This is a genomic window from Streptomyces sp. NPDC057438 (genome assembly GCF_042802995.1).
Taxonomy (GTDB): Bacteria; Actinomycetota; Actinomycetes; order Streptomycetales; family Streptomycetaceae; genus Streptomyces.
The window spans coordinates 57802-68697 of sequence record NZ_JBHVDD010000046.1 but is presented as its reverse complement, the minus strand read 5'-3'; the positions used below and the strand labels follow the sequence as shown (position 1 = coordinate 68697).

At 71.4% G+C, this 10896-nt stretch carries 10 protein-coding genes; 4 read left to right on the top strand and 6 right to left on the bottom strand.

Going from position 1 to position 10896, the window contains the following annotated elements; genetic code table 11:
* Positions 1 to 36: 36 nt before the first annotated feature.
* The 3 genes from ACFU5F_RS24235 to ACFU5F_RS24225 form a co-directional block, all read right to left on the bottom strand.
* On the bottom strand, positions 37 to 732 hold the full coding sequence (locus ACFU5F_RS24235; RefSeq protein WP_383890852.1) for a type 1 glutamine amidotransferase domain-containing protein: 696 nt from the start codon (positions 730 to 732) through the stop codon (positions 37 to 39).
* 215 nt (positions 733 to 947) lie between these two features.
* A complete protein-coding gene (locus ACFU5F_RS24230) occupies positions 948 to 1916 on the bottom strand; it encodes a hypothetical protein (RefSeq protein ID WP_383890849.1) in 969 nt (322 codons plus the stop codon).
* Positions 1910 to 2926 (bottom strand): hypothetical protein, encoded by a 1017-nt coding sequence (locus ACFU5F_RS24225; RefSeq protein ID WP_383890846.1) that lies wholly within the window; start codon positions 2924 to 2926, stop codon positions 1910 to 1912. The genes ACFU5F_RS24230 and ACFU5F_RS24225 overlap by 7 nt, the downstream gene beginning before the upstream one ends.
* 287 nt (positions 2927 to 3213) lie before the next feature.
* Here ACFU5F_RS24225 and ACFU5F_RS24220 point away from each other — a divergent pair, with 287 nt between their 5' ends.
* Positions 3214 to 3783, top strand: coding sequence for a hypothetical protein (locus ACFU5F_RS24220; RefSeq protein WP_383890844.1), 570 nt, complete (start codon positions 3214 to 3216; stop codon positions 3781 to 3783).
* A gap of 46 nt (positions 3784 to 3829) precedes the next feature.
* On the opposite strand, the gene gap is transcribed toward ACFU5F_RS24220, so the two are convergent.
* Together gap and ACFU5F_RS24210 are read right to left on the bottom strand one after the other, a co-directional pair.
* Entirely contained in the window at positions 3830 to 4828 is a 999-nt protein-coding gene (gene gap / locus ACFU5F_RS24215) for a type I glyceraldehyde-3-phosphate dehydrogenase (RefSeq protein ID WP_383890842.1), read from the bottom strand.
* Between the two features lie 128 nt (positions 4829 to 4956).
* A complete protein-coding gene (locus ACFU5F_RS24210; RefSeq protein WP_383890840.1) occupies positions 4957 to 5913 on the bottom strand; it encodes a GlxA family transcriptional regulator in 957 nt (318 codons plus the stop codon).
* 151 nt (positions 5914 to 6064) lie between these two features.
* Between ACFU5F_RS24210 and ACFU5F_RS24205 the strand changes: the two genes are divergently transcribed.
* A complete protein-coding gene (locus ACFU5F_RS24205; protein ID WP_383890838.1) occupies positions 6065 to 6238 on the top strand; it encodes a hypothetical protein in 174 nt (57 codons plus the stop codon).
* Between the two features lie 116 nt (positions 6239 to 6354).
* Here ACFU5F_RS24205 and ACFU5F_RS24200 read toward each other — a convergent pair whose 3' ends face one another.
* Positions 6355 to 7497: a substrate-binding domain-containing protein gene (locus ACFU5F_RS24200; RefSeq protein WP_383890835.1), complete on the bottom strand. Its 1143-nt coding sequence runs from the start codon at positions 7495 to 7497 to the stop codon at positions 6355 to 6357.
* 421 nt (positions 7498 to 7918) lie between these two features.
* Here ACFU5F_RS24200 and ACFU5F_RS24195 point away from each other — a divergent pair, with 421 nt between their 5' ends.
* Together ACFU5F_RS24195 and ACFU5F_RS24190 are read left to right on the top strand one after the other, a co-directional pair.
* A complete protein-coding gene (locus tag ACFU5F_RS24195; protein ID WP_383890832.1) occupies positions 7919 to 10414 on the top strand; it encodes an ATP-binding protein in 2496 nt (831 codons plus the stop codon).
* On the top strand, positions 10411 to 10887 hold the full coding sequence (locus ACFU5F_RS24190) for a roadblock/LC7 domain-containing protein (protein WP_012998406.1): 477 nt from the start codon (positions 10411 to 10413) through the stop codon (positions 10885 to 10887). The genes ACFU5F_RS24195 and ACFU5F_RS24190 overlap by 4 nt, the downstream gene beginning before the upstream one ends.
* Positions 10888 to 10896: the final 9 nt, after the last annotated feature.

Sequence of the window (10896 nt, the reverse complement as noted above, 5' to 3'; positions counted from 1 at the left end):
GAGGTGTGCCGGGCGGCCGGCGCGACTGCCCGGCGCTCAGCCGAGCCGACGGACCACCGCCTCGGCGACCGCCCTGGCGCTGCCGGGGTTCTGGCCGGTGATCAGACGGTCGTCCTCGACGACATGGGTGTCGAAGGGCTTCGCCGCGGTGCTGTAGTGCGCGCCGAGTTCCTTCAGCCGGTCCTCGAGGCTGTAGGGGACGGCGTCGGCGCGCTGCGCCAGTTCCTCCTCCCGCCAGGAGAATCCGGTGACGTTCCTGCCCTTCACCAGGGGTTCGCCGTCGCTCAGGGTGACGTCCAGCAGACCGCACGGACCGTGGCAGACCGCCGACACGATCCGGCCGGTCTCGTGGAACCGGGCGATGAGCGTCTCCAGCGCCCTGCTCTGGTGGAAGTCGAACATCACCCCGTGACCGCCGGTCAGGTAGATGGCGTCGTAGTCGTCGACGTCCACCTCACTGACGGGGGCGACGTTCCGCAGCCCGTCCATGAAGGCGCGGTCGGCGTACCGCTTGTCGGTGCCGAGATCGCCGAGGACGTTGTGGGCGAGGCTCTCCGGGTCCAGCGGTACGGCGCCGCCCTCGATGCTCGCGATGGTGAGCTCGAAGCCGGCCTCTTCGGCGACGTCGTAGAAGTGGGTCAGCTCGCCCAGCCAGAGGCCGGTGCGGTAGCCGACCTTCTCGTACTCTCCGGTGCTGGTGACGATGATCAGGATGCGCTTCGTGGGGGACATCTGTGATCTTTCTGTTCAGAGGGACCGGGCCGCCGTGCGGACATGCGGCCTCGCGCGCGGCCTCCCCGGTGACACCAGGTCGGCGCGCCTTCCCCTTCAGGCCGCTACCACGATAGGACGTGATCACGGGGCGCACCCGGTACCGGGGAAGCACACCAACGGACGGCGGCCGGTACCGCGGTACCGCATCCTGCCGTGCAGCCCCTGGTGCCCGGTCATTCCTCCCCGGCCAGGTCGCCGTAGCGCCGCGCGACCTCGCGGAACGCCTCCTTGGGGTGGCGCGTGCCGTCGTCGGTCACCGCCACGACCCCGAAGCCGGCCTTGTCCAGGTCGAGACGGGGATCCTCGCGGCGGGGGAAGTCGGGCATGGCGTAGGTGAACACGAAGCAGCCGTGCACGCCCTCGTCCTCGTACTGGCCGATGAGTTCACCGAGGCAGCGGGCCTGAGCGGCTTCGTCGCGAGGGTGGTCGCCACGGATGCGCGGGGGCGCGGCGAACCAGTTGACGATCCAGAAGGAACCGGCTCCCCGATCCTCGGCGCCGGTGAAGGCGCCGCACCCGAACTCGGTGATGACGACGGGCTTGTCGTGGTCGCGCACCAGGCCGCGCAGGCGGTCCGTGTAGCCGGCCCGGTTGCGGCGGGAGCGGTACAGGCTGACGCCGACCTGGTCGAACAGCGACCAGTCGACGGGCTCCCATCCGGCCGCGGAGTAGGTGACGGGCCCGCCGAAGCGACCGCGCGCGGCGGTCACGGCGGCGGTGAGCAGCGGGTGGAGCCGCCTGGCGATTCTTCGCCGCAGCAGGCGGCGGAAGCGCACGATGAGCTTCAGGCGCAGGAACGACCGGGGCCCGGGGACGATGCCGGGCACCGTGTGCGAGAACTCGCTGCCGACCAGGAGAGTCACCCGGCCCGGATGGTCCCGGCGAAGTCCCTCGGCCCCCGCGGCGACGGCCTCCAGGCGTTCCAGCAGCTTCGGTCGCGGCAGTTCGGCGAGATGGGGCCGGATGTGGACGTCCAGACCGACGTCGAGGGCGGTACGGGCCGCGTCGATCAGCCGCTCACCGTCCCCGATCAGCATCACCGAGGTGCAGTGCAGGTCCCGGGCGATGACCTCCATGTCCTGGCGCTCGTCATCGCTGCCTCCGTCGCCGACCAGGTAGGAGATCCCGCGGACGGTCAGCATGTGCTCGGCTCCTGACGGCGCAGACGATGGGCGGCGAGGAACAGCAGGGCGGTGACGCCACCGAGCATCGCCGCGTTGACCGCGTACTTCACCGCGAGATCCACGTCGTCGCCGAGCGGTTCGACGAGGAAGGACAGCGCCGCGCGGACGACGAGGGCGCTCCCCGCGGCGGCCAGAACGTGCCGACGCCCCCACCCCCGGCGCCGCGACCAGCGCAGCAGCAGCACGCTCAGGACGACCATGGCGACGACGTTCACCGTGACCCCCGTCCAGGTCGCCGGCAACAGTTGGCCGGCACACCACGCGACTCCCGTGACACCGCCGACCAGCCACCACGACGGCGCACCCGTGGACGACCGGGGCCTCATGGGCCGGACGGTGAACGCGACGGCGGCGAGGGCTACGGCGACCACCGCGGCGCCCGCCACCTGCGCCGGGTGGGCCGTGGAGTCCGCTGCCGTGTCGAGGTGGATCAGCCCGGCACTCACCGCCCACAGCAGCACCAGGAAGCCGATGCCGACCGGGCCCAGCCACCGCCGGTCCGCGATGCGCGGGGCACAGGATTCGACCACCGCGATCGGAGCGGCGAAACTCCAGATCACATGCCCCCCGACATAGGTGAGCAGGCTCGCCGCGTCGACCCCCAGGCCCGGGACGAGGGTGACGAGCGGCTGGGTCGACCAGTCGGGACCACCGGGGTCGACCTCGTTGTCGAACAGGGTCTGGTCGACCAGGCCTGCCTGGACCACCCCGCAGGCCGCGCTCAGCAGCAGGATCGTCGGCCAGCCGCGTCCGGTGCGCCGAGTGATCTCGCGGATGAGCACCGCGACCGTCCCGTACAGCGGGGCGAGGATGAGGAGGCCCGCCAGAAGCTCCAGCGGGCGATCCGTGCTGTCGCCGTAGCCGATGAGGTACTCGGCACTGACCGGAGACAGCACCAGCAGGCCGGTCACGGCCGCCCAGCGGTGCCGTGATCGCGGCAGCGCGACAGGAGCGGACGGTGCGGACATGGGATTCCTTCAGGGGGCTGTGCGGGGATGCCGTGTCGTCATCGGCCCGGCCGACACTAGAAGGGACCGCCCACGGCCGGACATCCGTCTTTCGTCCAGGAGCCCACAACTTTCGTCCAGATGTACGCGGCTCCCCCGGGCCGTACCCACTCCGAACGCACTGCGAGGCACTCCGACACCGCGTCCGCGTCGTGCGTTGCCCGGGCATTGCGGCAGACGCGTGCAACCATCGGGCCGACTCGGATGTCTCTCCTGATGTCGGACCTACACGCATCTGGGGGCACAGGATGAGAGCGAACAGGACAGTCTGGATGACCGCGGCCCTGGTGACCGCCACGCTGGGTGCGGTCGCGATGCCGACCGCGGCCACGGCGGCCACCCCGCGGGCCGCGGCGGCCGCCTGCCCGACGGGCTGGGGCAGCCTCGACAAGGTCGACTGGTCCTACACGGCGGGCGAGTACATCACGAACGCCAGGACCGGTCGTCACGAGTGCTACGACCGGTTCGTCGTCGACGTTCCGGCCGCGTCCGCCGACCAGATCGGCTACACCGTGCACTACGTCGACCAACTGATCCAGGACCCGACCGGTGATCCCATCCCGATCAGCGGCGGCGCCATCCTGGAAGTGATCGTCAGGGCCCCCGCGTACGACTCCGGCGCTCCCACGTATCCCGGACAGGCAGGACAGCCGCTGCCCGGCGTGAACCTCACCGGATACCGCACCTTCCGCGACGCGAAGTTCGCCAGCTCCTTCGAGGGCCAGTCACAGTTCGGCCTCGGCCTCCGAGCCCGACTGCCCTTCCGCGTACTGCAGTTGGACGGCCGCCTCGTGGTGGACGTGGCCCACAGCTGGTGAGCCTCCGGCGCGGGCGCCGGAGGCGGGGGTCCGGGCCGGAGTCCGGTCAGCGGGCGGTGAGGTGTTCCAGCGTGTCGATCACGCGGTTCGAGAAGCCCCACTCGTTGTCGTACCAGGCGACCACCTTGATGTGGCGGCCGTCGACGCGGGTGAGGGCCGAGTCGAAGATCGACGAGGCGGGGTTGCCCGTGATGTCGGACGACACGAGCGGGTCGTCCGAGTACTCGAGGATGCCGGCGAGCGGCCCTTCCGCCGCGGCGCGGTACGCCGCCAGCACGTCGTCGCGCGTCACGTCGCGGGCGACGGTCGTGTTGAGCTCGACGATCGAACCCACCGGCACCGGCACGCGGATCGAGTCACCCGACAGCCTTCCGTCGAGGTTCGGCAGCACCAGGCCGATCGCCTTCGCCGCGCCGGTCGTGGTCGGTACGATGTTGACGCCGGCGGCCCGGGCGCGACGGGCGTCGCGGTGCGGGCCGTCCTGCAGGTTCTGCTCCTGCGTGTAGGCGTGCACCGTCGTCATGAACCCGTGCTCGATACCGGCGAGTTCGTCCAGCACCTTGGCCAGCGGCGCGAGCGCGTTGGTGGTGCACGACGCGTTCGAGACGACCGTGTGCAGGTCCGGGTCGTAGGCGTCGGTGTTGACCCCGAAAGCGAGCGTGACGTCGGCGCCGTCCGACGGCGCGCTGACGAGCACCTTGCGCGCGCCCGCGTCGAGGTGGGCCCGGGCGGCCTTCGCCGAGGTGAAGCGGCCGGTGGCTTCCAGCACGATGTCGACGCCGAGTTCGGCCCAGGGCAGCTGCGCCGGCTCGCGCTCGGCCAGCACCGTGATCCGACGGCCGTCCACGACAAGGGCGTTGCCGTCGACGGTCACCGGACGCCCGAGGCGGCCGGCCGTCGAGTCGTAGGCGAGCAGCCGGGCCAGTGTCGCGGGCTCCGTGAGGTCGTTGACGGCGACGACCTCCAGGGCGCTGTCGCGCTCCAGCAGTGCGCGCAGCACATTGCGCCCGATGCGGCCGAATCCGTTGATGGCGATGCGAGTCATGAGTGGTGTCCCTTCCCTTCGCCCCACCAGGCTCGCCCGCGGCTCACACCGCTGCCAGTGGCGAGATCGCCACGGTTCACAAGGATCCCGCCACCCGCCACCCGCCACCCGCCACCCGCCGGTCCCGGTCACGTGCCACGGGTGAAGGTGCGCCGGTACTCGCTCGGCGTGGTGCCCAGGATGCGCTGGAAATGCAGGCGGAGGTTCGCGCCGGTGCCGAGACCGACATCGGCGGCGATCTGTTCCACGCCGCGCTCGGAGCGCTCCAGCAGCTCGCGGGCCAGGTCGACGCGGGCGCGCATCACCCACTGCATCGGCGTGTAGCCGGTCTCCTCGACGAAGCGCCGGGAGAACGTGCGCGCCGACACCCCGGCCTGCCGCGCCAGGGTGTCGAGGGTGAGGGGTTCGCCGAGCCGGTACAGGGCCCACTCACGGGTGGCGGCGAAGCGTTCGCCGAGCGGTTCGGGGACGCTGCGCGGCACGTACTGGGCCTGGCCGCCGCTGCGGTAGGGGGCCGCGACCAGGCGGCGGGCCGCGTGGTTGGACGCGGCCACGCCGAGGTCGCCGCGCAGGATGTGCAGGCACAGGTCGATGCCGGAGGCGGCACCCGCCGAGGTGAGCACGCTGCCCTCGTCGACGAAGAGCACGTTCTCGTCGACCCGGACGCGCGGATGTCTGCTCGCGAGCGCCCGCGCGTAGTGCCAGTGCGTCGTGGCGCGCCTGCCGTCGAGCAGCCCGGTGGCGGCGAGGGCGAAGGCCCCCGTCGAGATGGCGGCGAGCCGCGCGCCCCGCTCGTGCGCGGCGATCAGGGCGTCGACGACGGCCCGCGGCGGGTCCTCGCGGTCCGGGAACCGGTAGCCGGGGACGAAGACGATGTCGGCCCAGACGAGCGCGTCGAGGCCGTGCTCGACGGCATAGGCGAGGCCGTCACCGCCGGCCACGAGACCGGGTGCCGCCCCGCACACCCGCACCTCGTACGGCATGCTCGCGCGGGTCGTGAAGACCTGCGCGGGAATGCCGACGTCGAGCGGCTTCGCACCTTCGAGCACGAGAACGGCGACGCGCCGCGGGCGAGGGTCCGGCATGGGGAGAGGCTACGTGCCGTTCCAGGCGGACGACCGGACGACCGGACGTCGTCGCCCGGGCGGCGGCATCGGAGTGTTGACGAGCGGGCAGCCGCGCAGGAACCTGCCCACAGGGGGCGCCGCACACCGGTGTCCCACGGGGGAGGGCCAAATGTCCTGGCTGCAGTGGATGGTTGTGCTGATCGTGGTCAGTTTCCTGGGCCTGGGAGTGATCGCCTGGAAGGCGCCCGAGGTACGGCAGGACATGCTGAGGCTGATGGGTGGCCTGGTCGTCGCCGCGGTCCTCGGGTACGTCGCGTCGTCGATGCAGGGGGTGCGCTGGTAGGGCCGCCGACCGGGCGGCAACACGGTGCCTGCGCCCACGGGCGGGGTGGTTCCCCGCCCCGCACGTCCACGAGTAGCACCGGACACGACGTACTCACCCGAGACGCGAGGCGGTGTCTACCGGCCCCAGATCTTGCGATAGGCCCGGCGGTAGCCCTCGGAGTCCCAGGACAGGGCTCCGCCGGTGTTGGCCGCGGTGGTGATGTGCACGGGGGCCACGTAGTCGCTGGCCGGTTCGTTGGTGAAGGCGCGGTTGAACTCGTCGATGATCTGCCAGCCCTGTTCGGACAGCGGTTCGGGCACGGTGGCGGACTGGTACTGCTTGCCGTTGATGCGCTGGAAGGCGGACGGGTCGCCGTCGCCGGCGCCGATGTTGAAGGGTGCGCCGTCGCCCTTCCGGCCGGCGGCGCGCAGGGCGGGCGCGGCGTGGTCGAAGTACAGGTCGTTGATGGCGGCGGAGTAGGTCCACCTGTCGCCGAGTCGGCTGCGCAGGGCCGAGACCCTTTCGACGGTGCGGCTGTTGGCCTGGGGGATGGGGATGTCCTCGTAGCTCAGCAGATCGACGTCGGCGCAGGTGGCGAGTTCCTTCTTGATCAGCTCGGACTTTCGCTTGGCGAACGGTATGGAGGCGTCCGTGAACAGGACCACGCCCGCCCGGCCGTTGGACCGGGCGATGATCCAGTCCGCGCTGATCCTCGCGACGTCCCCCACGTCGGTGGTGATGTTGGTGAACAGCTTCGGATCCTTGCTGGGCCCGGGGGTGGCGGTGGCATGCCAGCCGATCAGGGGTATGCCCGCGGCCTCGGCCTGTTTCACCTGCCGGGTCACCGAAGCGGGGTCGAAGCCGCCGACGACGATGCCGGAGGGCTTGAGGGCGATTGCTTCGGTGAAGGCGTTGCGGATGCCGGCCGGGGTGCCCCGCCCGTCGATGGTGCGTACGTCCCAGCCGATGATCCTGGCCGCTTCCTGGACGCCCTTGGCGACGCCGGAGACGCCGGGGTTGGTCATGGTCTGCGCCACGTACACGATCGTTCTGGCGGGGACCGCCTCGGGTCCGCTGGTGGGCCCGCTCCAGGGGGCGTTGACGTCCTCGGCCTCCTTGACGGCCCGCTTCGCCTTGGCGAGGACGGAGGGGCAGCCGGGTTCCCGGGAAGCGGTGGCGGCCGCGGTGGTGGTGGCGCCGCTCTCGCAGCCGGTGGCGGCGGTGGCCACGGCCAGGAGCGCGACGGCTGCCGCGGTCGCCTTGCGGGTGGAGTGCACGGGGACTCCTCAAAGGGACGTGAGGGGGTACGGGATGGAGGTGGGGGAGGAGACCGATCCGGCCGGAGGCTGGATACGCAGCGGTCACGACGGTGCCCCGGACGGTGCCCGGGGAGGCTGTCGGGGTGGGAATGTAGCAGGGCTCCGGCACGGTCATCCACGCCGAGGACATCGTTCGGTAGGCGGGCGTGAACAATTTGTAATCACGTATTGGTTACGTACAGGTTCAAGGCGATCACATAAGCGATAGTCTCCGGCCGACGAGATCCGGACACGTGACGCGATTTGTACCCGCGTCGCGGGTCTGGTCGCTCACGCCCGATGGCCCGTCGCGCGAGCTGCGGGCCGGTTCCCCGGTCGTCGACGGTCCGGCGGCATCAGCGACTTGACCGCCGAGCAGCACACACCCAAGGAGATCAGCGTGCCCGCGAACACCGTGCAGCGGCCGCCCGGACACAGAGACCGGACCTCTCCGTTCCGACGGACGTCGGGCTCCGTTCTCGCCCGGTGGCCGTTCCGGCGCAAACTCAACATCCTGGTCGTCGCGCCGGTGGCCGTCGTCGGTGTGCTGCTCGCCGTCGGCGTCGGCGGACAGATGGAGCAGGCCCGTGACGCCGGCCGGATCGCCGAACTCGTCCGCGACAGCGAGCAGGTCACGAAGCTCATCAACGACGTACAGGCCGAACACCGGCTGGCCCTGCTGCTGTCCGTGCAGTACGAGGCGGCCCGCCCCGGAGCCGACCGCCCGCCGACCGCCGCCTACCGCGAGGCGCAACAGGCCACCGACGCGCAGGTCGGCGCCGTGCGGTCCGCCTTCGGTGCGAGTCTGCCGGCCGGGGAGAAGCAGGCCCTCTCCTACATCACCGGGCTGGACGTCCTGCGGGAGAAGCTCGGCCGTGACTACGTCCCCGCCGCCAACATCGACCCCGCCTACGCGGCGGCGGTCGGATATCTGATCGACGGCATCGGGCTCGACCGCTCCTCCATGACCTCGGCCTCCTCGGCGTCCTCGGTCACCGGCCTGCTGGACGCGATCCTGCGCGCCGATGCCGCCCACGCGGCGTTCGAGAGCGCGGTCTTCTCCGCCCAGACCCGTGACGCCAACGCCCTCACCGAGTACACGCGCGCCGCCGGCGCCCACCAACTCTTCGTCCACGAGTCCGACCGCTTCGGCCGCATGGCCGCGCCGGCGCAGGTGCTCCGCATGGCGGGCATCGAGCGCGGCGCCGAGCAGAACGACATCACGTCCCAGTTCGCGGAACTCCAGATCGATCCCTCGGCCCTGCAGACACAGTCCACGACGGAGCTGCGCGCGAAGATCTCCGCGGGCGAGCGGCAGGCCGAAACCCGCCTCGCCATCACCCGGACGCTGATCGAGGAGACCGCCGCCCAGGCCGACTCGGCCTCCGCCGACGCCCTGCGCAAGGCATGGATCCTGCTCGGTGTGGCCCTCCTCGGTTTCGCCGTCTGGCTGGCCTTCTGCGTCCTGGTCCGGCGCTCGGTCGTCCGCCCCCTGGTGGCGCTGACCGGCTCCGCCCAGCAGGTGGTCGAAGCCGCCGACGAGGAGCTTGCCCGGGTCGCGGACGACGAGCTCGCCGACAGCACCCCGTTCAACCCCCGGGCGATACCGGTCCCGGTGCGCGACGAGATCGGCGAGCTGGCCGAGGCGTTCAACCGGGTGCAGGACACCGCCGCCGCACTCCTGGAGCGGCAGGTGCTCAGCCGCCGCAACATCGCCGAGATGTTCGGTAACGTCGGCCGCAGGGTCAGCAACCTGACCACGCGGCAGCTGTTGCTGATCGACGCCGTGGAGCGTGAGGAGACCGACCCCGACCTGCTGGACCGGCTCTACCGCATCGACCACATCGCCGTACGCCTCCAGCGCAACGCAGACAGCCTGATGCTGCTCGCCGGCATCCGGGAGACCGACGTCGAGGCCCGGCCGATCACCCTGGCCGACGTCATACGGTCGGGCCTCGGCCGGATCGAGGGATACCAGCGGGTGTCCCTGCGCTCCGAGACGGACATCACCGTCGGACCCGACATCACCGGTGACCTGACCCTGCTGCTGGCCGAACTGATGGAGAACGCGGTCGCGTTCTCCCCGTCCGACACCCCCGTCGAGGTGGTCGTCCGGCCCGGCACCGACATCACCAGGGACGGCGGCGCCCTGGTCGAGGTCATCGACCACGGCCTCGGCATGAGCGCGGAGCGTCTCGCCGAGGAGAACGCCCGTCTCGTCCGGCGCGAACGCCTCGACCTCGTACCGACCAAGGTGCTCGGCCTCTTCGTGGTGGGCAGCCTCGCCCGCCATCTGAACCTGCGGGTGACCCTGAGCCGTACACCGGGCGGCGGTGTCACCAGCACCGTGTGGATCCCCGCTGCGCTCCTGCTGGCCATGAGCCCCGTCGACGCCGCACCGCCCCCCGCGGGCCGGGGCCGGACCACCCGGGAGTTCACCCCGCACGCCGCCTCACCATCGGCCGCCACCGCCACCGCCACCGCCACCGCCACCGCCATCGCCCCCGAGCGTCGGCCCGTAGCTCCGTCACCGGAGGGCGAACTGCCCCGCCGCGTTCCGCTCCGCCCCCACGCGGCGAGGACCGAGGCCCCCGACACCTCCTCCTCCACGACCGCTCGGCCACTGCGCCGACGCGTACGGGGCGCGACGCTCACCGTGACCGCCACGGCGGCCGAACGGACCGTCCCGACGGTGCGGCAGCCCGCGGACGCCGAAGCCGTCCGCGCGGAACTCGACGAGTTCGAAGCCGCTGTCCGCAGAGCCGAACAGGACAGCGCCGCACAGGACCGCACCCGGCAGGACAGCGCCGCGCAGGACGGCACCGAGCCCCCGACCCCAGCCCGCACGACCGCGACACGCGAAAACCCCAGAAGGCCAGAAGGAGACGGGCAGTGACCACGTCGGCAGATGACAGCACCCCCGAAGAGACGAAGCCCACCGACCTGCGTACCGCGGCGGCCGACTTCACCTGGCTGCTCGACCGTTTCGCCACGGAGACCGCGGGTGTCGTCGACGCCATCGCGGTGTCGTCCGACGGTCTGCTCATCGCGGTCTCCCAACTCCGTGAACGGGCCGACTCCGAACGGCTCGCCGCGATCGTCTCCGGCGTCACCAGCCTCGCCGCGGGCGTCTCCGGCAACTACGGCCTCGGCGGCCTGAACAAGGTCATCATCGATCTGGAGGGCGGCCATGTCCTGGTCTCCGCCATCGGCAACGGCGCCGTACTCGGCGTGGTCGCCTCCAAGGAGGCGAAACTGGGCAACATCGCCTACGAGATGACCCTCTTCGCCAACCGCGCCGGAGCCGCGCTCACCCCGCAACTGGTGATGGAGCTGAAGAACAGCGTCGGCTCCCCCGTGGCCGGCTGACCCATCCCG